The sequence below is a fragment of the Paenibacillus sp. FSL H8-0104 genome (assembly GCF_038050215.1).
GTDB classification, from domain to species: domain Bacteria; phylum Bacillota; class Bacilli; order Paenibacillales; family Paenibacillaceae; genus Paenibacillus; species Paenibacillus amylolyticus.
On record NZ_JBBOTC010000001.1, the window covers coordinates 4765303 to 4791517 of the forward strand.

Annotated in this window: 24 protein-coding genes and 1 other annotated feature; of the genes, 1 reads left to right on the forward strand and 23 read right to left on the reverse strand. The window is 47.5% G+C overall.

The window, feature by feature from the left end:
- Positions 1-21 precede the first annotated feature (21 nt).
- A complete protein-coding gene (locus NST38_RS21175; RefSeq protein WP_340935211.1) occupies positions 22-759 on the forward strand; it encodes a TraR/DksA C4-type zinc finger protein in 738 nt (245 codons plus the stop codon).
- A gap of 38 nt (positions 760-797) precedes the next feature.
- On the opposite strand, the gene NST38_RS21180 is transcribed toward NST38_RS21175, so the two are convergent.
- From NST38_RS21180 to NST38_RS21290, 23 genes are all read right to left on the reverse strand, one after another.
- Positions 798-1157 (reverse strand): DUF5665 domain-containing protein, encoded by a 360-nt coding sequence (locus NST38_RS21180; protein ID WP_340935207.1) that lies wholly within the window; start codon positions 1155-1157, stop codon positions 798-800.
- A 165-nt stretch (positions 1158-1322) separates the two neighbouring features.
- The gene (gene ileS / locus NST38_RS21185) at positions 1323-4421 is read right to left on the reverse strand and encodes an isoleucine--tRNA ligase (RefSeq protein ID WP_341344054.1); all 3099 of its coding nucleotides are present in this window, start codon (positions 4419-4421) and stop codon (positions 1323-1325) included.
- A gap of 427 nt (positions 4422-4848) precedes the next feature.
- Positions 4849-5141: a binding site (T-box leader), on the reverse strand.
- A 57-nt stretch (positions 5142-5198) separates the two neighbouring features.
- A complete protein-coding gene (locus NST38_RS21190) occupies positions 5199-5708 on the reverse strand; it encodes a DivIVA domain-containing protein (protein ID WP_017687316.1) in 510 nt (169 codons plus the stop codon).
- A 240-nt stretch (positions 5709-5948) separates the two neighbouring features.
- Positions 5949-6731: a YlmH family RNA-binding protein gene (locus tag NST38_RS21195; protein ID WP_036614847.1), complete on the reverse strand. Its 783-nt coding sequence runs from the start codon at positions 6729-6731 to the stop codon at positions 5949-5951.
- A gap of 15 nt (positions 6732-6746) precedes the next feature.
- A complete protein-coding gene (locus NST38_RS21200; RefSeq protein WP_036674839.1) occupies positions 6747-7016 on the reverse strand; it encodes a YggT family protein in 270 nt (89 codons plus the stop codon).
- A 7-nt stretch (positions 7017-7023) separates the two neighbouring features.
- Positions 7024-7491: a cell division protein SepF gene (locus NST38_RS21205; RefSeq protein WP_017687313.1), complete on the reverse strand. Its 468-nt coding sequence runs from the start codon at positions 7489-7491 to the stop codon at positions 7024-7026.
- Positions 7482-8183, reverse strand: coding sequence for a YggS family pyridoxal phosphate-dependent enzyme (locus tag NST38_RS21210; RefSeq protein WP_076250767.1), 702 nt, complete (start codon positions 8181-8183; stop codon positions 7482-7484). The genes NST38_RS21205 and NST38_RS21210 overlap by 10 nt, the downstream gene beginning before the upstream one ends.
- 6 nt (positions 8184-8189) lie before the next feature.
- Entirely contained in the window at positions 8190-9089 is a 900-nt protein-coding gene (gene pgeF / locus NST38_RS21215; RefSeq protein ID WP_076250764.1) for a peptidoglycan editing factor PgeF, read from the reverse strand.
- A gap of 51 nt (positions 9090-9140) precedes the next feature.
- Positions 9141-9533, reverse strand: a complete 393-nt coding sequence (locus NST38_RS21220) for a YlmC/YmxH family sporulation protein (protein ID WP_017687310.1) — start codon at positions 9531-9533, stop codon at positions 9141-9143.
- A 174-nt stretch (positions 9534-9707) separates the two neighbouring features.
- The gene (gene sigG, locus NST38_RS21225; protein ID WP_017687309.1) at positions 9708-10490 is read right to left on the reverse strand and encodes an RNA polymerase sporulation sigma factor SigG; all 783 of its coding nucleotides are present in this window, start codon (positions 10488-10490) and stop codon (positions 9708-9710) included.
- Positions 10491-10601: 111 nt separating this feature from the next.
- The gene (sigE, locus tag NST38_RS21230) at positions 10602-11324 is read right to left on the reverse strand and encodes an RNA polymerase sporulation sigma factor SigE (protein ID WP_017687308.1); all 723 of its coding nucleotides are present in this window, start codon (positions 11322-11324) and stop codon (positions 10602-10604) included.
- 11 nt (positions 11325-11335) lie between these two features.
- Complete coding sequence (gene spoIIGA, locus NST38_RS21235; RefSeq protein WP_076250761.1) at positions 11336-12316, reverse strand: sigma-E processing peptidase SpoIIGA; 981 nt, start codon at positions 12314-12316, stop codon at positions 11336-11338.
- A 261-nt stretch (positions 12317-12577) separates the two neighbouring features.
- On the reverse strand, positions 12578-13693 hold the full coding sequence (gene ftsZ, locus NST38_RS21240) for a cell division protein FtsZ (protein WP_017687306.1): 1116 nt from the start codon (positions 13691-13693) through the stop codon (positions 12578-12580).
- Between the two features lie 150 nt (positions 13694-13843).
- The gene (gene ftsA, locus NST38_RS21245) at positions 13844-15124 is read right to left on the reverse strand and encodes a cell division protein FtsA (RefSeq protein WP_076250759.1); all 1281 of its coding nucleotides are present in this window, start codon (positions 15122-15124) and stop codon (positions 13844-13846) included.
- A 293-nt stretch (positions 15125-15417) separates the two neighbouring features.
- Positions 15418-16185, reverse strand: coding sequence for a cell division protein FtsQ/DivIB (locus NST38_RS21250; RefSeq protein ID WP_036614865.1), 768 nt, complete (start codon positions 16183-16185; stop codon positions 15418-15420).
- Positions 16186-16243: 58 nt separating this feature from the next.
- Complete coding sequence (gene murA / locus NST38_RS21255; RefSeq protein ID WP_036614867.1) at positions 16244-17527, reverse strand: UDP-N-acetylglucosamine 1-carboxyvinyltransferase; 1284 nt, start codon at positions 17525-17527, stop codon at positions 16244-16246.
- Between the two features lie 17 nt (positions 17528-17544).
- Entirely contained in the window at positions 17545-18450 is a 906-nt protein-coding gene (gene murB, locus NST38_RS21260) for a UDP-N-acetylmuramate dehydrogenase (protein ID WP_076250757.1), read from the reverse strand.
- A gap of 149 nt (positions 18451-18599) precedes the next feature.
- Positions 18600-19709: an undecaprenyldiphospho-muramoylpentapeptide beta-N-acetylglucosaminyltransferase gene (gene murG / locus NST38_RS21265; RefSeq protein WP_101314794.1), complete on the reverse strand. Its 1110-nt coding sequence runs from the start codon at positions 19707-19709 to the stop codon at positions 18600-18602.
- Positions 19710-19716: 7 nt separating this feature from the next.
- Positions 19717-20814: a stage V sporulation protein E gene (gene spoVE / locus NST38_RS21270; RefSeq protein WP_076250753.1), complete on the reverse strand. Its 1098-nt coding sequence runs from the start codon at positions 20812-20814 to the stop codon at positions 19717-19719.
- Between the two features lie 48 nt (positions 20815-20862).
- A complete protein-coding gene (murD, locus tag NST38_RS21275) occupies positions 20863-22284 on the reverse strand; it encodes a UDP-N-acetylmuramoyl-L-alanine--D-glutamate ligase (RefSeq protein ID WP_076250750.1) in 1422 nt (473 codons plus the stop codon).
- Between the two features lie 3 nt (positions 22285-22287).
- Positions 22288-23256 (reverse strand): phospho-N-acetylmuramoyl-pentapeptide-transferase, encoded by a 969-nt coding sequence (mraY, locus tag NST38_RS21280; protein ID WP_047843751.1) that lies wholly within the window; start codon positions 23254-23256, stop codon positions 22288-22290.
- A 12-nt stretch (positions 23257-23268) separates the two neighbouring features.
- On the reverse strand, positions 23269-24681 hold the full coding sequence (locus tag NST38_RS21285; protein ID WP_076251203.1) for a UDP-N-acetylmuramoyl-tripeptide--D-alanyl-D-alanine ligase: 1413 nt from the start codon (positions 24679-24681) through the stop codon (positions 23269-23271).
- The gene (locus NST38_RS21290) at positions 24681-26168 is read right to left on the reverse strand and encodes a UDP-N-acetylmuramoyl-L-alanyl-D-glutamate--2,6-diaminopimelate ligase (RefSeq protein WP_076250748.1); all 1488 of its coding nucleotides are present in this window, start codon (positions 26166-26168) and stop codon (positions 24681-24683) included. Before NST38_RS21290 ends, NST38_RS21285 begins: the two co-directional genes overlap by 1 nt.
- Positions 26169-26215: the final 47 nt, after the last annotated feature.

Consider the following 26215-nt stretch of genomic DNA (forward strand, 5'->3'; position numbering starts at 1 on the left):
GAAAGCAGAAAGGGGAAAATCATGTCACATTTTACTAACAAACAACTACAATTTCTACGTTCCCAACTGATGTCCGATAAGCGCGATATTGAACATAGACTGTCGGAAAACGAGCATTATGGACTTGGAGACTCCCTTAAACTACAGACAGGTGAATTATCACCAATTGATAACCATCCTGGCGACATAGCTACGGAGGTGTATGAACGCGAGAAAGATATTTCCCTGCTGGAACATGATGAATTCCAATTGGAACGAATCGATTCTGCACTGCACTCCATCGAAGAAGGACATTACGGTACATGTGCGGTCTGTCAGCAACCCATCCCTTATGAACGCATGGAAGCTGTGCCCTACACCAAATACTGCAAAAAACATCAACCAGAAACCGTTGTCTCTGAGAACCGCCCTGTAGAGGAAGAATTCCTTGCCCCGGCATTTGGTCGAACCAGTCTGGACGAGCGTGAGGATCAAAATGGCTTCGATGGTGAAGACACTTGGCAGATTGTTGAAAGTTGGGGCACATCGAATTCACCAGCCATGGCTGAAGGACGCGATATCGACAGCTATGATGTTATGGCGATTGAAGCTACCGATGAAGTGGAAGGCTGCGTTGAAGCGTACGAAAGTTTTGTTGCCACGGACATCTATGGTCATGACGTCTCCATCGTGCGTAATAGGCAATATCGTCAGTACCTGGAGAACCGTGAGGGCGAGGGTCTGTTAGAACCGGATATGGAGACGGATGACATTTACTAAATGTACTTTGATATCTTTCACCTTTAATTACTAATCGCTTAGTAAGTGTTCATATCAAGCTGACGCTGGACAATGCGCACAATATCAGCGATGTAATCTCCAACAATGGGAAGATTGAGCGCCCCAAGTAGCTGCAAAACGTAAATGATCGTTGCTGCGAAAAAGGTAAACCCAATCGCAATCCCCACACCTCGTGCGGCTCCTGACAACAGGTTAAGTCCAATCAATTTCCATGGCCTGTTCAGCAATTCTGTGTATTGCGCAATTCGTGAACGTTCCAGTTCATTCGCCAGACGATTCGTCAGGGTATGTAACTCTTCAATTTTGTCATGCGAATTCAGATTATCTGATGTTGGTTGTTGTGAAGTGGCTGCGGTTTGCTTGTCATGTTCGCTCATGTTTTGGTCAGTTCCTTTGATCAATATAGATTGACTGCACTATAGAATCATTGCCTTATTGCCTAAAAAACAAACGAGCCCAGATACAGGGAATATGTCCCTGCCTCTGCGGCTCGTTTGTTTATACTCTATATTCTGTCCTAATTGAATGGGACATGCTCCGAATTACGCTTCGATGTAAATACCGATCGATTTGCCTCCGGCTTCAACGCGTTCCATGGACTCATTCGAGCCAAATGTAACTTCGGTTACGAGAACATTTTCACGCAACACATCATCAAACGCCTGAATAGCTTCCTGAAGGGATGCATCCACATCCAGTGTCAAACGTACTCTTTTCTCAATCGGCAGATCCAGACGTTTCCGGGTATCCTGCACAGCACGAACCACTTCACGGACCCAACCTTCCTGTTCCAAGGCTGGCGTGATTTCGGTATTGAGTGCAACCGTCAGACCGTAACCTGATGCTGAAGCAAAGCCAGATTTGGCCTGTTTATCAACCAATAATTCTTCGCTCGTCACTTGCAGCTCTTCGCCTTCTGGAGAAACGATGTTCAGCACACCCTCCGAAACCACTTTACGCGTCTCATCAGCCGACATTCCTTTGAAGAAGTTTTGCAGGAACCCTACGTTTTTACCGTATTTCTTACCTGCGACCTTCAGGTTCAGCTTCAATGTAAAGTCAACGAATTCCGCATCATTATGCTCCGTACGGATTCCTTTTACATTGATCTCTTCTTTGATGATCTCTTCATAACTTGTCAGGTCAAAGCCTTTATCCAGGGAAACGATCAATTCGGACAGTGGCTGACGTGTCTTAATGCCTGTTTCGTTACGAACGTTACGGGCAAGTTCAACCACGCGGCGAGCCGTCTCCATATCCTGTTCCAGTCCTGCATCAATCAGCGCTTCATTAGCTACCGGATAGTCTTCCATGTGCACACTCTCACCTGTTGCAAGGTTCAGATAGATGTCTTCTGCCAGCATCGGTGTGAACGGAGCAACCAACTTCGCAGTAGTCACCAGTACCTCAGTCAATGTGCGGTAAGCGTCCAATTTATCGTCTGTCAGGCCACTTCCCCAGAAACGGTCGCGGGAACGACGGATGTACCAGTTACTCAACTCATCAACAAATGCTTCAATCGCTTTGGAAGAGTTCAGATAGTCGTTAACCAGCAGCGCTTTTTCTACAACCAGGATCAGGCTGTTCAGTCTCGACAGAATCCAGCGATCCAGCTTGTGTGCGGACAGTTGGAACGGGTGCTCCTGTGGATCAAATCCATCAATGGTAGCATAAAGCGTCAGAAATGCATGGGTGTTAACCAGCGTATCCACCATTTTGGATTTGGCTTCCCCTACGATACCTTTGGAGAAACGTTTGCTGTTCCACGGTGCACTGTCAGACAACAAAGCCCAGCGGAATGCATCTGTACCGTATTCTTCAATTACTTCCCAAGGATCGATAACGTTACCTTTGGATTTGGACATCTTCTGTCCGTTCTCGTCAAGAACGTGTCCTGTAGCCATAACCGCTTTGTAAGGCGCTTTGCCTGTCAAAAGGGTGGAAACCGCCAGCAAGCTGTAGAACCAGCCACGTGTCTGGTCAATCCCTTCACAGATCATATCCGCAGGGTACTGCTGTTCGAATACTTCTTTATTTTCAAATGGATAGTGCTGCTGGGCAAACGGCATGGAGCCGCTGTCGAACCAGACATCGATCACTTCCGGTGTACGTTTCATCTCATATTTGCCACAAGAGCTCATGACTTTAACGTCATCCACATATGGTTTATGCAATTCAAGATTCTCTGGCACATCACCTACCGCACGAGCACGCAATTCTGCAATGCTGTGTGGTGCAAATTGTTCGCCAGTCTCCTCACACACCCAGATGTTCAGCGGAGTTCCCCAATAACGATCACGGCTGATATTCCAATCCACCAGATCCTCAAGGAATTTCCCGAAGCGACCTTCACGAACGTGACCGGGGTACCAATCCACTTCACTGTTGTTGGCAATCAATTGGTCCTTGATGGCTGTTGTTTGGATAAACCAACTGTCCATTGCATAGTACAGAAGCGGTGTATCACAACGCCAGCAGAATGGATAGCTGTGCTCATATTTTTCTTTGCTGAACAACCGTCCATGCTCAGACAGATATCGCACGATATCAATATCACAATCCTTCACAAAACGTCCCGCAAAGTTAGTAACCTCAGCGACAAATTTGCCTTCCAAGTCCACCATGTTCACAAAGCTGATCCCATTCTCACGGCATACACGATAGTCATCTTCACCATGGGCAGGAGCCATGTGTACGATACCCGTACCACTTGCATCCGTTACAAAGCCTGCACCCAGAATAATGTTGGCTTTCTCAGCCTGTACGTAGTTGAACGGAGGATCATACGTTTTGCCAACCAGATCGGCACCTTTCAGTGCACCGATGATCTCATACTCACCTTTGGTATCTTTCATCACTTTTTCAACTAGATTGGTTGCCATGATGTACACTTCATCACCTTGACGAACACGGGAGTAGTCCATATCCGGATTCACGGCAAGTGCAACGTGTGAAGGCAGCGTCCAAGGTGTTGTCGTCCAAGCCAGTACAAATTCTCCGCTGTCATTCAGTTTGAATTTCGCTGTAGCACTCAGATCTTTGACGTCTTTGTACCCTTGTGCAACTTCATGGGAACTCAGTGTTGTCTGACAAGAAGGACAATACGGGCTCACACGGTGACCACGATACAACAGGCCTTTCTCATGGATTGTCGCCAGGATGTTCCATACACTCTCGATGTAGTTGTTATCAAGGGTGATATACGGGCTATTCATATCCGTCCAATATCCGATACCTTCTGTCAGATCACGCCATTGTTGCTCGTATTCAAATACGCTCGCTTTACATTCGTTAATGAATTTCTCCACGCCGTAATCTTCGATTTCCCACTTGTGGGAGATACCAAGCTTTTTCTGTACACCCAGTTCTACAGGCAGACCATGTGTATCCCAACCCGCTTTACGAACGACACGGTAACCTTTCATCGTGTTATACCGTCCAACAAAATCCTTGATTACCCGTCCCAGTACGTGACCGATATGCGGTTTACCGTTTGCTGTAGGCGGCCCTTCATAAAATACGAAGTTTGGCTTGCCCTCCCGGTTTTCGATGGATCTTTTGAATGTATTCTCCGTTTTCCATTTATCTAACACGCGTAATTCTCTGGCACGTGCCTTCTCTTTGACGTCAACTCGTTGCATGATGATTATCTTCCCTTTCTTTGGTTGGATTGTGGACCGTCCACAAAAAGCGTTTCAATCCCCCTAAATCCCCCTTGCCAAGGGGGACCCCATAGGCGCTCCGCCCTCTGGACACCCGGGATGGGTTGTCGTTGGGGGAACGGTGGCGCTTATGGGCGAGGGGTGGATGTGCGTAGTGGCGGCCATTTTGCGGCTGTTCCCTGCGCGAACGCCGCATGGCCTTACCGCGAGGCGGGTGTTGCCGGGTGCTTCGCTTTCCCGGGCAGGCGGCTCACTCCTTGAGGACCCTGCGGGCCTCATGAACGCTCGCCTTAGCGAACCCGTGTGCCGGGTGCTTCGCTTTCCCGGCGGGTGGGCTCTCTCCCTGAGGTCCCTGCGGGCCTCATGGGCGTTCGCCTTTTTTGGACACAAAAAAGCCCCGTCCCTGGAAAGGGACGAGGCTATACTCGCGTTACCACCCTAATTCTGTTCATCACAAACCACATCCAGGCAAGCCTGGGTATGCTCTGTCATCAACAGCGCTTATGCCCCGCTATACTACCGCAGGGTGCCGTTATAACGTACGGCTTACGGTTCGGCTTACACACGGCAATCATAATCACCGCTTCAGCGTCACTTCTCCGGGGAGATATTCGGCTATAACTCATCCATTGGTTTGCACCAACCACCAACTCTCTGAGGGATGAGATCATAACGTACTGAACCCGTCATGGAATCACTATTCATTATGAATATAGTTATAGCCTCTTTGCAGACAAAAGTCAACCAGGCGACAGACTAATAAATTTCTTTCATCTCCCGCTCACGGTCACGCACTTCCTGCTCCCGGCTCTCCAGCACTTCCCAACCATCCTGAGTCAACAGTTCAAGCTGCGCTTCAACAAGCGTGCGGAAACGGGCACGATAAATCGAGGCCTGCTTTTTCAGTTCTTCCACTTCCAAAGCAATTTTGCGAGATTTGCCCAACGATTCGTTCACGATCCGGTCTGCATTTTTCTCTGCTTCCTTCACGATCAACTGCGCTTCTTTCTTCGCATTACCCTTCACATCATCAGCAGCTTCCTGCGCAATGATGATCGTTTTGCTAAGCGTCTCTTCAATTGTAGAAAAATGATCCAGTTTCTCCTGAACGGACAGCAACTGATTGCTCAGCTCTTTGTTCTCGCGAATGACGCCTTCGTAATCTTTGATGACTTGATCCAGGAATTCATTGACTTCATCCTCGTCATACCCGCGCAAACGTCGGGAAAATTCCTTGTTGTGTATGTCCAGCGGCGTTAATGGCATGCTGTCCACCTCCTGTTAAAGTTCCTTCCCGTCCAGAGAAGGTTTGCAGCATATGGGTACCACCCAAGGGGCCGTATCGTTGTTGCCTAACCTTGACAACGTATACGGAATGCAGGATCAGAATTGCATCCTCCAACGTTCATGTAAAGCTTTGACTTAATGTTTATCGGATACACCGCGTATTTTCTACACCTTTATGATAAACATTTCGACAAGAAAGCGGATTTTCCTGCAACAGACTCAGGCAAATTTGCCGATTTTCACTCGGCAACGCCCTTTTTTGGTCATCCCATCCTGTTCCATAACCTTGAAGCGGCCAAATCCCTGAATGGATACGACATCACCCGCTTTTAGCGATTTGGAGGGATCTTCCTCAACTTTCCAGTTCACACGGCAGCGACCAGCTTTGATCGGAGCCAGCACTTTACTGCGACTAAGCCGATACACATCTGCGCAGATTCCATCCAAACGAAGCGAAGCGACCGTAATGTCCATCGTCTCCAGTTTACTCTCTGACCATCGCATCTGATCCAAAGGAAGTAACTCTGTGAACACATGTAACCGATGCACCTGATTCAGTTGAAGCGATAAAAAAGCGCCGGTTTCCGCCGCCACCACTGTATGGCAACCGTCCTCCAGCACTTGGATATCCCCGATCTTTCCACGTTTCATCCCAAGCCCGAGCAGGGAACCCATATAGTCCCCATGCTCCAGCTCCGAGATTTTCTGATCATCAGACGTAATACTGAGCACCTGCATACCCATATCCTCATCATCCAGATACATATAATCAGGTGCAACCAGCGCACGCTTGCGTTCAGCAGCCTCGTAACCACCATCCAGACGAATCTGAACGTCGTTACGGCGATTGGCAAGAGTCTGTAATATAAAAACCTGTCTTGGATCAAGAAAGTCAGTTAGCTTCATGTCATGATACTTACCCGCCTGCTCAACCCAATCCGAAGCCTTATCTACAAAATCCCGCTCATCATGGCTAAAATGTTCGTAAATTTCACCGCTCATCTATGTCACCCTACCCTAATATGCAAAATACCGGAGTATGGAGATTAGCCCATTAAGCGCAAGTTGCAGAACGATCAGCGCCACAATCGGGGAAATATCCAGCACACCGAACAAAGGCGGTATAAATCGGCGAAACGGTCTTAAATATGGTTCCACTAATTTGCCCAGCCATTCACCGATGAAGCTTTCCCGCGCATTGGGAAGCCAAGACATCAATATGTAGACAATGACCATGTAAAAGTAAATCTGGTATAACGTGTACAACACGCTTTCAATCTGATACAAAAGTGGCTCACCTCATTCTGTTATAATCTTGCTCGCTGTCAGCCAGTATTTCCGTAATTGATCCCTGAATTTCAACCGTATCTGGCGTACAGAGAAAAATGTTTCCGCCGATTTTGGAAATACCGCCACCCAATGCATATACCGTGCCACTCAAAAAATCAATAACGCGCAGCGCTTGGTCCTGGCGAATTCGTTGCAGATTCACCACAACGGTACGATGCGAACGCAGATGGTCGGCAATTTCCTGAGCCTCGTCATAAGAACGCGGTTCATACAGGACAACTTTAACATTTTTCTGGGAATGAATGCTCACCACATTATTCCCCCTTTGGTTTCTACGTTTATCGAGACTGGAGGTTTCAGCTTCCTGATGTTCAGATTCATTTTCCTCCTGCGCAGCCATTCGTTCACGTTCCACAATCTCTTCCTCTTCCTGAAGTCCGAGGAAATTCATAAATTTATTCATTACGCCCATCGTGAACCCTCCTCTTTTCCTACGAGAATCGATCCTAGCCGTACCCAGGTTGCACCTTCTTCAATGGCCACTTCAAAATCATTGGACATCCCCATCGACAGCTCAGTCAATGGCTCTGCTGTAAGGGCTTGTCCATTCAATTGATCTCTCAGCTCACGCAATCCACGAAATATGGGACGCGTCAGCTCCGGATCTTCCTCATGAGGTGCCATGGTCATCAGGCCAACGACCTTGAGATTGTTGAACGAACGAATATCACGCAAAAAAGAACTTGCCTGTTCAGGCTGTAAGCCATACTTGCTCTCTTCACCCGAAATATTCACCTGCAAAAACGTTTCCACTTGGATGCCAAGTGAAGCTGCTTTTTTATCCAACTCCTTCGCCAATGACAAACGATCCAGTGAATGGATGTAACGAAACTTGCCAATCACGTCTTTCACCTTGTTTGTCTGCAAATGACCGATAAAGTGCCAGGTACCCTGCTGACCAAAAGCTTCCCATTTGGCCTGTGCATCCTGCCACCGGTTTTCTCCGATATGCTCAAGACCATGATCCAGCACCGATCCCGTTGTTTCAAGTGAGACATATTTCGTGACCGCAATCACATTCACATCATCACGATGACGGTTACTGCGCCGACATGCGTCCTCGATCTTCTGATTTACCTGTTGAATACGCTCCTCCAATGACACAGAGGGTCACCTCTCTTCCAGCCCAATCCAGCTCGCCATCCGCCCCGTAACACCATTTTCCTTCCGATAGGAGAAAAATAGTTCGGGATGACAACTTGTACACCATGTTGTACATTCGATATGATCCGGCATTATTCCTGCTTTCATCATAATGTGTCGATTACATTCTTTCAAGTTTAACATCGTTTTACCGTTATTCACGGCTCGATATGCTTGTTTAGAAGCAGAATCCTTGTATTTATCATTAACCGGGGAATCATCAAACCAAACCCGTACATGCTGCATGACCGCCTCATCCACTTCATAACAGCAATCCCCAATCGACGGACCGATTGCAGCTCGAATGTCCTGCCTACGGCTGCCATACTCCCGTTCCATCGTCTCCACCATGGATACAGCGATACCCGCGACTGTACCTTTCCAGCCGGCATGAGCAAGACCTACCGCCTGCTGCACAGGGTCATAGAAATAAAGCGGAACACAGTCTGCGTAGAAAGAAGTCAGCAGCACACCAGGCACATTCGTGACCAATCCATCCGTATCCTGCAACGCAGATTGACGATCAAGTAATCCTCTGCTCCGATCTTCAGCGGTAATTACAGCTACATGTTTGCCATGCACCTGCTCTCCACAGGTCCATGCTTCTGCTGCAAAACCAAGCTTCTCGGTTACAAGCCTACGGTTGTTAAGTACAACTTCAGGGTCATCCCCCACATGATAAGCACAATTGAGCGTAGCATACGGAACTTTTCCAACTCCACCATGCCTCGTCGTAAACCCGACTGACAGCTGTTCAAATTGCTGTGTCCAGGGCTCAACATATAATAATAACGGATCAGGACCGAAATCTGAATTTGGGTTCTTGGTCCGTTCAAGTAATTCTTTATCCAATACAAAGGGTTCCATTATCTCACCTCACCACTTCCAGTGTACCAAATGAGCCACATTCTGTCTCATTTATATCGTTCGACGCTGATTACGTTCTGACCGTTCAATGCGTTCCACTCGCTCTGTGCGGTTATGCTGCTGTTCATCATACAGGCGCGCTTCGCGATCACGCTCGTCATACGTATTTTCCTTCACCTCATCCATCTTCACCAGTATCACATCTGAACCAATCTTCACAATGTTTCTCCAGGGAATCACCAGGTCCGTTCCCCCGCCAAAAAGACCCATAAAACGGCTGTACCCTGGCACAACAATCGCTTCAATTCGTCCCTGCTTCAGATCCAGCTCCAAATCACTGATCTGACCGAGGCGTTTACCATCCGTAATGTTAATGACATCCTTTGTCTGAAAGTCCGAGATTTTCATGCCTCGTGCCGCTACTTCGCTCGTATTTACTTTCATTCATTTCCGCCCCCTGTTATTCCTCTTCTGCCCGTTCTTCACGCTTCTATACAATATATGTTTCGGGGGCGAAAAATGTCCTGTTTTTCATCAAATGTGGAAACGGTCCAAAACAAAAAGACGACCAACGGTATACACTGCCCCGATTGATCGTCCTTCTGCCTTTGCATCGTGTTATGACTTTACATGTTTTTGCATCTGCTGTATCGCTGATTTCTCCAGACGTGATACCTGAGCCTGGGAAATGCCAATTTCATCAGCCACTTCCATCTGGGTTTTCCCTTCGAAAAACCGCATTGACAGAATCATTTTTTCCCGCTGACCAAGACGATGCATCGCTTCACGAAGTGCAATTTCCTCGATCCATGACACATCTTTGTTTCTGTCATCGCTGATCTGATCCATAACATAGATCGGATCTCCACCATCATGATAAATCGGTTCGAAGAGCGAGACCGGGTCCTGAATGGCGTCCAATGCAAAAACAACATCTTCCTTCGGCACATTCAGTACTTCCGCAATTTCGAATATCGTCGGTTCCCGGGAATTTTTATTCGTCAGGCTGTCACGGACCTGAAGTGCTTTGTAAGCAATGTCCCTCAAGGAGCGAGATACCCGAATTGGGTTATTATCACGCAGGTATCGACGGATTTCACCGATAATCATCGGCACCGCGTAGGTTGAAAATTTGACATTCTGGGATAAATCAAAATTATCAATGGCTTTCATCAGGCCGATGCAACCAACCTGGAATAGATCATCGACAAACTCCCCCCGATTGTTAAAACGCTGAATGACACTGAGTACCAGACGCAGGTTGCCATTCACTAATTTCTCTCTTGCTGAGCGATCATGGTGTTGCTGAAGGGAATGAAACAATTCCCGCATTTCAGTGTTGGTGAGGACAGGCAATTTTGCGGTGTCCACGCCACAAATCTCGACTTTGTTTCGGGTCATCGTGATTTACCTCCCAAGGAGAAACATTAATGTACATTATCTCCGGGGCAGGCTTTTTTATTCGTACTTGGCACCCTTGCCAGTAATACCCATTCTGACCAATGATGTATTTCAGACCATTTTATTAAACTCCTTGCGGAGTCTTTTAATGATTCTTTTTTCGAGTCGAGAGATGTAGGATTGGGAGATTCCGAGAAGATCGGCTACATCTTTTTGTGTCTTTTCTTCCCCATCCGTCAGGCCAAAACGAAGCTCCATAATCATTCGCTCGCGCTCCGTTAATTTTTCCAGTGCCTTGTGCAAAAGTTTCCGGTCTACCTGCTCTTCAATATTCCGATAGATTGTATCGTTTTCTGTACCCAATACATCGGATAATAATAGTTCATTTCCATCCCAATCAATGTTGAGCGGTTCATCAAAAGAAACTTCAGTTCGGATCTTACTATTACGTCTCAGGTACATTAAAATTTCATTTTCGATACAACGTGAAGCATAGGTTGCCAGTTTGATTTTCTTTTCCGGGTCAAATGTATTAACTGCCTTGATCAATCCGATCGCTCCAATGGAGACCAAATCCTCAATATTGATTCCTGTGTTTTCAAATTTTCGTGCAATGTACACCACCAGACGCAGGTTGCGCTCAATAAGCATCGCGCGAATGGCCGAGTCTCCCGAGGATAATTTTTGCAGCAAAAATTCTTCCTCTTCCCTTGTCAAAGGCGGCGGAAGTGCCTCACTCCCCCCAATATAATAGATCTCTTCACTTTTGAGTCCCAACAAAAATAACAGACGGTAATATTGCAGCTGCGCCACCAGTTTCCATTTCACAAGCATGTACGTTCCTCCTATACCACATTCAGCGGCTTTTCTGTTGCTCCCGCAGAGAGAGCCGTAGACTGCGCAGAAGCAGCGTCTTGCACAAGTTCAGGATGAATCACGGCCTGGTATTTCCCATCCGACGACAAAACACCTCCATCCAGCCCAATAAGTACCCTTGTCGTCTCATAACATGTTTCCTCCATCGTCACCTTCACCCGGTCCGGCTTCATTGCCAGCATAAACGCAGTCCCTTTGTTAATGCCCCGATAAGGCACCAGCCGCAGTCGATCCTGCCACTGAAAACTTTCCTGATCAAGCTCCAGAATAAGGTTGTCCGGCGCCTCGTCCTTGAGTCTACCCTTCCATGAAGCGGGTAACATGTCTTGCCATAACGAAACCTCCATTACCATGACCGGCATGCGCGATAAGGGATCTGTGAGTTGATTGCCCGTATCCAGAAGGCCTGTACAAGAAATGACTACCTCATCGATGCAGACCTCAACTTTACCCAAATAGGTCGTCATGCGATCCGTTTTCCGTTTTGAGCTCTGCACAGCTTTGAATAAAAACAGGACAGCAAAAAATACGATAAACGTGAACCAGAAAGCAATTTTCAGATCAAATGACATACCGCCAGAAGCCGTGAACCAAATGCCGTTAAACAACTCACCGGAGCTCTGAAGCATGTAATGCACACCCATAATACCTCCGGCAGCGACAAAATTAATCACATAGAAGGTACCGAGCGTCCTCGCAAAAGCCTGCAGACCTTTAAAACCAAAAGCAATCGTAAGCATGACCAGCGAGAACCCGAACTTGATCAGAAAGGTGAACATAAAATCAAACTCCGGTACAAACATCATGACCACGTATAATGCACCCACAATGGCTGACAGCAACCATCGCCACCAAACCAGCTTTGTCTTGCGCATCCAGGCGGTCATTCCGATGAGTGCACCGTCAATACACAGGTTTGTCAAAAAAATCAGATCCACATAAACAACCAAAGTCTTCACCTGCCTGCGCGCAACATATCGAAATACCGGTACCCGATATCCTGATATTCATGAGCATATTCACAAGTATACGGAGCCCCCTGTTCAAAGTCTGTCTAATCATGGGGGTGTGGTTCCAACTTTTTTTGTCGGAATTGCTCAGGCCCTTTGTTCAGAATTTGTTCATTACTGTATGCTATGATATCTAAATAAACAGAAAAAACCCGGTCGCTCCATAAGGAGTACCGGGTTTCCAATAAATTGATTTGCGTATTAATCGTTGTTATTATTGCGTGAACGATTGCGTAAAAATGTCGGAATGTCCAGCTGATCATTGCTCGGCTGATTTCCGAAAGGACGCAGGTTCGGCGAACGCGTATCCGTCGTCTCCGCTGTTGCTGGAGCTGGCTTACGTCCTGGTGGTGGTGGAGCAGGTTTATCTTCAAAACCGGTTGCAATAACCGTAACCTTAATCTCCTCTTTCAGGTCTTCGTCAATGATGGCACCAAAGATCATATTCACTTCCGGGTCGGAAGCAGACGTTACGATCTCTGCCGCTTCATTCACTTCATACAGGGACAGATTAACGCCACCCGTAATATTCATGATTACGCCGCGAGCACCTTCAATAGAAGTTTCAAGCAAAGGACTCATAATGGCTTTCCGTGCTGCTTCTGCGGCACGATTCTCACCAGTTGATTCACCAATCCCCATAAGGGCTGAACCACGTTCGTGCATAATCGTTTTGACGTCAGCAAAGTCAAGGTTGATCAGACCAGGTACAGCGATCAAATCAGAGATACCTTGTACCGCTTGACGAAGTACGTTATCCGCTTGACGGAATGCTTCAAGCATAGGAGTCTTTTTGTCTACGATTTCGAGCAAACGATCATTAGGAATCACGATCAGTGTGTCGACTTTTTCCTTGAGAGCTTCAATACCTTGCTCTGCATGGCTGGAACGCTTGCGTCCTTCAAATGTAAATGGACGAGTTACGACACCAACGGTAAGTGCACCACACTCTTTAGCGATTTCGGCAATAACCGGAGCCGCACCTGTACCTGTACCACCGCCCATACCAGCTGTAACAAATACCATGTCTGCACCTTTCAACGTGTTCATGATCAGATCGCGGGACTCTTCCGCTGCTTTTTTACCTACATCCGGGTTGGCGCCAGCACCAAGACCACGAGTCAATTTATCACCGATTTGCAATTTATGCTCGGATTTTGCCAGGTGTAACGCCTGAGCATCCGTATTCACCGTAATAAATTCAACACCTTGTACACCATTTTCAATCATACGGTTGACTGCATTGCTTCCGCCGCCGCCTACACCGATGACTTTAATTTGAGCCAAGCTCTCCATCTCGAAATCAAATTCCAACATATTATTCCATCTCCCCCTCAATGTGCATGGATGGCCCGTCCAATTTTTGATTTGAACCGAATCAATTTCATATATCGACGAACGAAAGCGTTTATTTTAGTACCGGCGCATTCAGACGGCTTCAAGAATGTATGAAATGGATCCAACCTGTTATATAAATTCGCTGAACATATTCTTCAGCCGCTCGAACAGACCGGGTTTTTGCTCCGATTCCTGTGCCGCATTTGGCTTCGGACGGTTGGTCGGTTTCTTGTTGTTATTATTGTTGTTATTTCCACCGCCGTTATTGATCGAGGGACGAATGCGCAAACTGCGAATTACACTGTGCAATATGCCGACTCCGCTTGTAAACCCGGGGTCACGCACACCAATATAATCCGGAACTGCAACTCGTACCGAAGCAGCAAGCTCATGCTGAGCGACCTGCAGAACCCCCGGCATAGAGACCGTACCTCCCGTTAGTATATAACCTCCAGGAAGCTCGTTGTAACCAAGACGTTTCACTTCTTGGGATATCATCTGGAATATTTCTTGAACCCTAGGTTCAATAATTGCTGCCAGATCCTCCTGTGAAAACTCCTTGTCTACATTACTGCCAATTCGGGTGACTTTGAACATCACATCCGCAGCAGCATCATCCAACCAGGCGCAGCCATATTTCAGTTTCACTTTCTCTGCCTGATCCGTTAACGTGCGTAAGCCATAGGCGATATCATTTGTTACGAATTCCCCACCTATAGGCAACGTTGATGTTGCAACAAGACTGTCTTCTTCAAAAATGGCGATGGTTGTTGCACCTGCTCCAATATCAACAAGCACTGAACCCATCGTTTTTTCATCTTTGGACAAAGCCAGTTGACCCGCTCCAAGCGACATGAGAACCAGATCGCTTACTTTCAGACCCGCTTTTTCCACGCAGCGCAAAAGATTATGTATCGCGGTTTTTGCACCCGTTATGATCGTTGCTTCAACTTCCAGACGAACACCAATCATACCACGGGGGTCCTGTATGCCCTCCAAGCCATCCACAACATATTGCTTGGCGACAACATCAATAATTTCCCGTTCCGGCGGAACTGCAATGACTTCGGCTGCTTTCAACACCCGTTCCATGTCTTCTTCTCCGATTTCACGATCCTCGTTAGACACAGCCACGACGCCGTGACTGCTCATCAGTCCGATATGATTTCCCGAGATTCCAACATACACTTCGGATATTTGAATACCTACCATACGTTCTGCATGATCCACTGCGTTGCGAATCGACTGCACCGTCTGATCGATATCTACGATTACACCTTTGCGAATTCCCTCCGAGTCGGCAGATCCAACTCCTATAATATTAAAGGTTCCATTATTCATTTCCCCAATAATAGCGCGAATTTTGGATGTACCGATGTCCAAACTAACAATGATGTCATTGTTGCTCAAGTCTGTGGCACCTCCTGACTCCAATAGTAAATTACGTTCGAATTTAAACACTCTTAAAACATATTCAACACACTTCAGGCTTTCCCTCTTTTTTCTACAATGTTTTTGGGTGTCAAAATCTGGTTGCCAGACATAAAACATTGAAGAAAAAAGAAGGAGGCAACTCATGTGCCATAAGTTCAAGTGTATCATTTTTTCTTCATCTCAGAAAGAACAAGTTTCATTGCTCTGACGGGGTCAAACCCCGACCTGCCTAGGCTTTCATATTCAGTCCAGCCTCATGATGGCAAAGATCAGGGGCTTGCTCCTGGTTCAGCATCATCTTCCGGGTCATCCGGGATGAAAGGGACATAGGTATCTGCCTCAAGCATGGTGATTTTCCCAGGCCGCTCGGTCTCAATCACCTGATTCAGATACTCCACTTTATCCGATAAAAGAGAGACGGTTGTAATCACTTCAAACTGCGATTTGGTATACATCCGAATCTGATCCGGAAATGAAGGCGTTGGATTCGGAATAATTTCCGAAATATCCGTCGTTAATTCATTCGGAATTTTAGCCAGTGTCTGGCTCAGCTTGGCTTTAAGTGGATCATCAGCCTTCCATTGGGTCAATATGGGCTTCTCCACAGCAACACCAATTGTTGCCGGAACCGTCAAGCTTGTCCCACTGGCTAATATCGCTTTTAGCGTACCGTCAGAACCAAGCTCATAAGCAACCGTGGCATATTCCTGAACCTTGATATGGATAATCCCCGGAAACTTTTTGTCCACGGTAACGGTGGAAATCGCCTTGATGGTCTTGAGACGCTCAATAACCTCGGCAGTACTTGTCCCAAAAAATTGTTCGCCTTCTTTCAGTCCGCTTTTCTCCAGCAGTTCTGAAGTTGCTGTATATACATTACCCGTAATTTCAATTGCCGAAATCCGACTCATGGAAGAACGAAAGAATAATACAGCCAGCAATACAATAAATAATAATAAGAGAATAATTACAATTTTGCGGCTTGTGTTTCCTTTTGGCCGATTCTTCTTCAGAACCGGAATTTGACTTTTAGGCATAAGTAGCGCTCCACAAAGCCTCAGGTCCCCTCCCTTCAAGAAGGGGACGCCAAGGACGTTAATTGGCAAAATCCAACTGTTTCGAAACGGGTGACTGTCGCTCAACCGATGCTCCAAGACTTTGGAATAACTTCTCGATCTGATCGTAGCCCCGGTCAATATGATGCACTTGCTCCACAACCGTTTTGCCTTGAGCAGCCAGACCAGCAATGACCAGAGCTGCACCTGCACGAAGATCGGTTGCTTCTACTGTAGCCCCGTACAGACGGGGAACACCACGGATAAATGCTGCGTTCAGATCGACTGAAATATCAGCCCCCATCACATTCAGTTCATCCACATGTTTGAACCGGCCCTCGAATACCGTTTCCTTCATCACACTGAATCCGTCTGCCAGACTGAGCAGCACCATGATTTGCGATTGCAAATCTGTCGGAAACGAAGGATACGGAGAAGTCACAATACGGTCTACTGATTTGGGACGGCTCATACAGCTCACCGTCATTATATCATTGCAGACTGTGATTTGAACACCAGTGCGCTTCAATACATGTATAAGTGAAGTAAGATGAGCAGGATTGCAGTGTGTAAGCGTAACATTGCCTCGTGTTGCTGCTGCTGCAATCATCACGGTTCCGGCAACGATTCGATCCGGTATAATCTCATAGGAACAAGGTTTCAGTTTCTCAACGCCATTGATCGTGATTGTGTCCGTTCCTGCACCAATAATGCTTGCACCCATAGCATTCAAAAAGTGTTGCAGGTCCTGGATTTCAGGTTCTCTTGCGGCGTTGCAGATGGTTGTCGTCCCTTTAGCCATAACGGCTGCCATCATGATATTCTCGGTCGCTCCCACACTTGGGAAATCCAAATGAATATCTGTACCCACCAGATTGTGCCCATGACAGATAATCTGTTGGTCCTGCTCTTCAATCAAAGCTCCGAGCGCTTCCAGGCCCCGGAGGTGAAGATCAATTTTGCGTTCTCCAATGGCACAGCCTCCTGGCTGATACACTGACACTTGCCCAAACTTAGCCAGCAATGGTCCCATCAAAAAAATGGAAGAGCGCATCTGCTTCATTAGATCTTCTGGCACATCATATGACCTGATAGACGAGGTATTAATCGTCACTGTTCCCTGTTCATGCCGACACGTGCATCCAAGCCGTTCCAGGATATACAGCATCACTTCAATGTCCAGCAAGTGTGGAACGTTATGCAGTGTAACTTCTCCATCTGCCAACAAACTTGCGGCCATAATCGGTAAAGCGGCATTTTTTGCTCCATGGATGCGTATGGATCCTGAGAGGGGTTTCCCGCCTTCAATCACCAATTTGTCCAATGTATCACCTCCGGGGTTTACCGCTCACCCACTACGAAGACTTCCGGTACCAGGTTAATACCGTTTTGAGATGATATAGTGCTCTGTATCTGCTGCATTAGGGTGATAACGTCCTCTGCTGTTGCTTGGCCTGTATTAACAATGAAATTGGCATGCATGGTGGATACCTGTGCGCCTCCCTGGGTCATTCCTTTCAGCCCTGCTGCTTCAATCAGGCGGGCTGCATGATCACCCGGTGGATTTCGGAATACACTACCTGCACATGCCATCTGCAGTGGCTGTGTGCGGCGCCGGCGGTCTTTGTAAGCCGCCATCGTTTCCGAAATGACGTTGCGCTCTCCATGCTGGAGTTCAAACGTAGCTTCCAGCACGATGCCTCTCCGATCATGCAGAACAGAGTGGCGATAGGCAAAATCCATGTCCTCCTTGCTGTAACGTACCAATTCCCCTGTCTCCAGTACAATCTCAGCGAATTTGAATATCCGTGACACATCCGATCCATGCGCGCCTGCATTCATGTATACGGCTCCACCGACAGTGCCGGGGATACCGCTGCCGAATTCCAGACCGGTCCATTCCTTTTTGGCAGCAACCACACTGAGTTTAACAAAAGAATGCGCCGCTCCGGCGGTTACACCGCCTTCGTGAAATTCGGCATAATCAAAGCCCTCGCCTGGTTTCACCACAACACCACGTATTCCTTTGTCTGACACCAGCATGTTTGAGCCCCGTCCTAGTTGCATCCACGGAATCTGATACGTGTGAAGCAATTGAACGAGATTCATCATCTGCTCTTTATTCTCGGGAATGACCAGTGCATCCGCAGGACCGCCGATCTTCCATGTGGTGTATTTGGCTAGCGATTCGTTTTCAAGAACTCTGCCAACATTATTCTGGGATAGTAACGATATCCACTGATGCATGTTTGCTTCCTCCTTTGCTTCAAAACCGATGAGCACGGTATGTTCTGTTATTACAGACCGTGTTCTGGCGCCATGGAACGATGGTCACGATTTATACGGTATCTTATGTCAGCCCCGTCTTGTGTGTGACAATCGCCCACAATCACACTTTATCGGTGTGCAGCAAGACGCTGAATTTCATGAACAAGCACTTCAGCTGCATCGGGTTTCCCCAGTTTCCGGGAGGCTTCAGCCATTCGTTTGCGTCCCGATTCATCATTCATAATCTTGGCGATGGCTTGATACAAGACTTTGCCTGTAAGATCCTTCTCCAGCATCGTGAGTGATGCGCCTCCACCTTCAAGCGTGCGTGCATTGGCTTCCTGATGATTATTAGTCACGTTAGGTGACGGAATCAGGATCGAAGGAATACCCAGTGATGTAATCTCCGCAAGGAATGATGCACCTGCGCGGTTTACAATCAAGGATGTGCAGGCAAGCACCTCAGGCATATTATGCACGTAAGGCAGGACATGCAGGTGGTTTGGCATCGTACCCAATGAGCTGCGAATGGCTTCACGCGTTTCATCAAAATAGGTATCGCCTGTCACGTAAACGACATGTACATCGTCCAGTTGTTCCAGCATTGGAGCCATGTCCACCATGGCCTGATTGATTGCTTTTGCCCCGCGACTGCCACCAACCACAAGAACAACACGGCTGTTCATCGGTACACCTAACGTTGCAAAACCACGATCACGGCTAGCCTGGGCTACCGTAGTCGCTCGCGGATTACCGGTGTAAATCACCCTTTTTGCGCCGGAAAATGATTTTTCAGAACCTTCAAAGCTAACGGCAACCGTGTCCACATAACGCATCAAAAATTTGTTCGTCAGACCAGGGATGGCGTTCTGTTCATGAATTATACTCGGAATTCCCAGTTTTGTTGCTGCATATACCACAGGTCCACACACATATCCACCTGTACCAATCACAACATCCGGTTTGAATTCCTTCAGCATTTTTTTGGACTTGCGTACACCTTGAATGAAACGCATGACCGTTTTTAGGTTGTCGATGGACAATTTCCGCCGAAAGCCCGTAATATCAATGGATTTAAAAGGAATATTTTCTTGGGGAACCAGTTTACTTTCCAGACCTCTGGTTCCTCCGATGTATAGAAATGTCGAGTCCGGATTCTCCGCCTCGCATTGTCTTGCTATGGCAACGGCCGGATAGATATGTCCACCCGTACCGCCACCGCTTAGAACGACTCGCATCGCATAGTCACCTCGCATAACGGGATAAATTCACTAAAATACCCAGTGCTGTGAGCATGAGGGTCAATGATGATCCGCCGTAACTGATCAGAGGCAATGTAATGCCCGTAACAGGCATCATGCCAATGACAACACCAATGTTAATAATGACCTGTACGGCGACCATACCTACGATACCAACACCAAGCAGACTGCCGAAGGCATCCGGAACGGTCATGGCTACACGCATCCCTCTCCACACCAGCACCAAAAACAACAATAATACAATCATTCCACCTATAAAGCCGAGTTCTTCGGCCAAAATACTAAAAATAAAGTCCGTTTGCGGTTCAGGTACATAACTGTACTTCTGCCGGCTCATACCCAGTCCCAATCCCGCCAGTCCTCCAGGACCAATCGCGTATAAAGATTGAATGATCTGATATCCGGCACCCAGCGGATCGGACCACGGGTCCAAAAACGCTGTGATACGCTGCAGCCGATAGGGTGCTGCTGCAATCAAAGTTGCAAACCCTGCTACGCCGCCAAGAGCAAGCAAGCTCAGATGTTTCATTCGCGCTCCGGCTGTGAAAATAATAAGCATCGATGCACCCATCATCACGGTGCCAGTCCCCAAATCAGGTTGCAGCATAATAATCCCAAAAGCCAAACCAATCAATCCCAGCGGTGGCAGAAGCCCCGTTGTGAAGGTTTTGATTTTGCCCGGTTCCTTGCTCAGCCAGTGAGCGAGAAACAGAATCATGCCCAACTTCATGAATTCTGAGGGCTGAATACCGAACGAACCAATGCCCAGCCAACTTCGTGCACCACCGCGAACTACACCAATTCCAGGAATGAGCACCCCAATGAGCATAATAAAACAGGCAATCAATATAGGCTTGGCATATTTCCTCCACACCCGGTAGTCTACATTAGCAGTTACGAACATGGCCACAAGCCCAAGCACCGCAAACAGGGCCTGTCTTTTTACAAAATAAAATGAATCGCCATAGTCATGAAAGGCAAGCACCGAGCCCGCACTATATACCATAATAATGCCGATGGCAAGCAATGCCAAAATACAAATCAGCAACCAAATATCTGGTGCCGGTCGCGTCTGTTTCATCAGGAGGCCACCCCTTGCATGGAAGTAGGGGCTTTTCCACCCCCCTACTTACAAGTTATGCGCCGCCTCTTTAAAAATGCGTCCCCGCTCTTCATAGGAAGCAAACATGTCCCAACTTGCACATGCCGGGGATAACAAAACGACATCACCGGCACTGGCAAGCTTCGATGCTTCCTGCACAGCAACGGTTAACGTCCGGGCAGCGTCCTCCTCATTATCGACGACCTTAATTTGCTTTAATCCGGCAAGTTCCGCGACCTTGGCAATTTTTGTCCGTGTTTCTCCAATTGCAACGACAGCTTTTACCCGTTCCTGGAACAAGGGTAACAACTCCATCATGTCTGACCCGCGATCCAACCCTCCAGCAATTAATACAACCGGTTCCTTGAACGAATTCAGAGCCATAACCGTAGCTTTCGAATTGGTCGCTTTGGAGTTGTTGTAGTATGCAGAGCCGTTATGCTCCAGGACATATTCAAGTCGGTGTTCAACTCCCTTGAAGTCTGCAAGCGGAGCAGCCAGCACCGCAGGATCAGCTCCTGCCGCTACGGCGATAGCCACAGCAGCCAGTGCATTTTCCACATTAAATCGCCCAGGAAGGCCAATGTCCTCAACGTCGATAATGATGTGGTGATCTCCGTTTTCATCCGCGTAGATTACCTGACGCTTCACATCATCCGCTTCTCCATCCACATAAGGAGGATCTGCATACACACCTGTATCCAATTTCTCTGTCACGGAGAAGGGGATCAATCTGCCTTTGATGTAAGGAACCAGACCACGACATACCGCATCATCCCAATTCAGGATGGCTACGTCGTCAGGCTGCTGATTGGCGAATAGTTTGGCTTTGGAAGCCACATAATCATCCATGTTCCCGTGATAATCCAGATGTGTCTCAGCAACGTTAAGTAAGCTGGCAATCCGGGGTCGGAAATCAACCGTTCCTTTGAGCTGGAAACTACTAAGCTCAACAACCATCCAGTTATCTGGAGAAGCTTGCTCTGCCGCTTCACAGAGAGGTGTTCCGATATTACCGGCAACGATCGGCTTGAGGCCAGCATGCTCCAACATTTTACCCACCCAAGTGGTGGTTGTTGTTTTGCCGTTGGATCCCGTAATCCCGATCATGGGTGCAGCACATAGATGATAAGCAACCTCTACTTCGGTCACCACTTCAATGCCCAATGCCAAAGCTTGCTGCACAGGAGCTGCATGGTATGGGATACCGGGGTTTTTGACAACCAGCTTCACACCACTGTGAATCAGATCATCCGGATGCCCTCCGCATACAACAGAAATTCCCAAAGCCTCCAATTCGGAAGCTTCGGGACATTGATCTCTCTCTTTTTTATCATTTACTGTAACCTTCGCTCCGGCGCGATCCAGCACCTTGGCGACCTGTACGCCGCTTTTGGCCAATCCGAGCACGACTACTTGTTGTCCGCGATATGATTCAGGATGGTTCATGATCTACAACCCCTTGTTGAGATAAAGTCCAAGAGCGGCCAAAATTGCGCCTACCGCCCAAAAGGTAATAACAACCCGCCATTCTGACCAACCACTTAATTCAAAGTGATGGTGAATGGGGCTCATTTTGAATACACGCTTGCCACGAGTCTTGAATGATACCACTTGAATAATGACAGACAGGATCTCGATAACAAAAATACCGCCAATGATGACAAATAGAAGCTCTGTCTTGGTTACAATCGCTACCGCACCAATCGCACCGCCAATCCCCAGAGAACCGGTGTCTCCCATAAACACTTTGGCCGGATGTGCATTGTATACCAGAAAACCAAGTACGGCTCCGATCATCGCTGCTGCACACACTGCTGCCGGCATCGACGTGGCTTGCATCGCCACAATGGCAAACGCGCCAAAGGCAATTGCACTTACCCCTGACAGCAAACCATCCAGACCGTCGGTAAAGTTAACCGCATTGGTAATGGCAAGCATCATGAATACGACAAAAGGATAATAGAACCATCCGGTCCAGTCAAACGAGAATGACGTTCCCGGAATAGAGATGGCTGTGCTGTGTCCATTCTGGATCAGCAAGAAACACATCACTGCACTGAAGAACAATTGACCCAGCATTTTTTGTCTGGCTGTCAGTCCCAGCGAACGTTTGAACACAATTTTGATGTAATCATCCAGGAAGCCAATCAGCCCGAATCCCAGCGTAGCCACGAGCAAGACATAAAAGTCTGTATTCTTGACTGCTGAAAATTTCAAAAAGGCCAATGTGAACGCAACTAAAATGACGACTCCACCCATTGTAGGTGTTCCGCTTTTTTTCAAATGGCTCTGAGGCCCATCTTCCCTAACTTGCTGTCCGAATTTCATTCGACGTAACAGCGGAATCAGGAGCGGTGCGGCAATCACCGCCAGAATAAATGAAACGCCGATTGTTAACAGTAATACCTGAAAATCCATGGGTTCACCCCTCTAGTCTACTCGATTCTGTAATGGTGCTATTTGTAGTGCTTCGACCACGTCCTCCAGCTTCATGCCTCTTGAAGCTTTGAACAAAACAACGTCTCTGGGATGTAGTTTATCCAGTAGATAACGGGTCATTTCTTCTTTATCTATAAAAGCATGCACAGCCTCTGTAGGCATATGCTTGCTTGCTCCTTCAGCAATCTTAGCTGATAGCGGACCATATACCAGCACCATGTCCATTTTGGCCGATGTGATATACTCTCCGATTCCGTAATGCAGATCCTGCTCTTGGGGACCGAGTTCAAGCATATCACCAAGCACAGCCACTTTCATGCGGTATCCTTTCAGACCTTCTAGTACATCGATTGCGGCCTTCATGGAGGTTGGACTTGCATTGTATGCATCATTCAGCAGGGTTAGACCACTAACGCCTTGCGTAACCTCAATACGCATGCCTGTCAGTTTCAAGCGAGACAATCCCGCGGCAATCTGCTCCGTCGTCACTTTGAAATGACGGGCTATTGCCAAAGCAGCCAGACAGTTAACGACATTATGCGTTCCTAGCAGAGGTAGCGTAAATGCATGTTCTCCAGACTGTTTGGTGGTGAAAACTACCCCGTTCTGCGCATTCATAAGTCCGGTAGGATAGTCATCATTATCGGTTTGCAGACCAAATGTAAACCGCTGCAATCCATCGGGTTGTTTCGTTGCGGGTTCTTCAAGGACTTGTGCAATTAAAGGCTCGTCTCCGTTGTAGATCAGTAACCCGCCAGGCTTCAATCCCGCGGCAATCTCGGCTTTGGCTCTGGCAATCTCCAGTCTGGACCCCAGCTGAAGCAGATGTGATTCACCAATATTGGTAATGACCGCTACATCAGGCTGCGCAATAACCGACAGATCGTTAATTTCCCCGCGACCACTCATACCCATCTCCAAAATGATAATCTCGGTATCCGGGTCCATGCTTAGTACAGTCAGTGGTAAACCAATGTGATTATTGAAGTTGCCTTGCGTCTTATGCACTTTGAACGTCGTCGAGAGAATGGTATCTACGATGTCCTTTGTTGTTGTCTTGCCGTTGCTGCCTGTAATGCCGACTACAGCCGCTTTATTCTCCGTTAGATAAGCAGATGCGAGTGCTTGCAGCGCGACAAGTGTGTCGTCAACAACAATGACAGCTCCTTGTGGCGGAATACCATGATCCTTTTGCCAGATCGCGCCTGCAGCCCCCTTCTCTAGACAGACTTGCACAAATTCGTGTCCGTCAAACCTTTCACCCACTAGCGGGATAAATAAACTGCCTTCCAGAGGTTTACGCGAATCGGTAAACACCCCTTCGACCATTACATTGCCATGAGCAGCAACGTCACTTAATGTCCCTCCACACATCTCGGCCAATTGTGCCAATGTTCTTTTTATCAATTGGATTTGCCCCTTATCGCTTCTTTAGCTATGATTCGGTCATCAAAATCGGTTTTGGTTGTGCCGATAATCTGATAGGTCTCGTGACCCTTGCCCGCAATCAATACTACATCGGCTGGGCTTGCCATTTCAATAGCTTCATGAATCGCCTGGCGTCGATCCACAATCATCGTATAACGTTCAGCAGGAACGGATTCTTCAATCAGGCCCTGTTCAATGTCTTTAAGAATCAGATCCGGATCTTCTGTCCGTGGATTATCGGAAGTAACCAGTACAAAATCACTATAATTCGCAGCAATTTTCCCCATGAGAGGGCGTTTGGTACGGTCCCTGTCACCACCACAGCCAAACACGCAGATCACACGTCCTTCGGCAAATTCCTTCACCGTACGCAACACATTCTCAAGTCCATCCGGTGTATGGGCATAATCGACAATAACAGCAAATGGCTGTCCTTCGTCCACTCCTTCAACACGTCCATCCACGCCCGGAACCGTCTCCAGACTGCGCTTGATCTCTTCCAGCGGAATTCCTTCAACCAGCGCTGCAGAGATTGCTGCCATTGCATTGTATACATTGAATTTGCCTACCATGCGCAAGCGAATATCTGTGCTGCCTGCAAATGTATCCACGTGGAAAGAAGTTCCCTGAGACGTGATTGAGATTTGGGATGCGCGTACATCCGCCTTTTCACCCATGCCATATGTAATCACTTCAGCCGCAGTCACAGAGATGAAATAATCCGCTGCCGGGTCATCTGCATTGATAACAGCGAATTTACGCTGTGAGACATCTTCCGTATAACCGTTACCCAGACGTGCAAAGAATAATCCTTTGGCCCCGCGATATTCCTCCATGGAATGGTGGTAGTCCAAATGATCCTGCGTCAGGTTAGTAAATACCGCAGTACGGAAATTTGTTCCCTTTACTCGCCCTTGTTCCAATGCGTGAGAAGAAACTTCCATAACACAGCAGTCCGTACCCTTCTGAACCATATCATGCAGACTACGCTGCAGATCAAGCGCCTCTGGTGTTGTTCCTGACATCGGGTAGGTGCGACCGTCATACCGCATTTGAATAGTACCGATCAATCCCGTCTTGCGCCCGTAATCACTCATGATTTTTTCAATCAAATAGGTGGTCGTTGTTTTTCCGTTCGTTCCCGTTACACCAATCATATTCATCTTCTGGCTTGGAGAGTCAAAAAAGAAATCTGCCAGCACAGCCATCGCAAATCGGCTGTCCTTCACCAGCAATTGTGGTACAGGCAGATCCAGCTGCCGTTCAACCACCAATGCAACTGCACCGGCATTTACAGCTTTTTCTGCATAATCATGACCATCTACCGTATGTCCCGGAAGACAGATAAACAGATCACCCGGTTTTACCTGCCGGGAATCTGTCTGAAGGTTTTGGCATTCTGTATTTGATTCGCCCACGAGGCGGGCGGTGGTCAGCATCGATGCAAATTGTTTTAAAAGCACATGAATAACCTCACTTTTCCAATTATACTTCTGTTTTAACATATGTC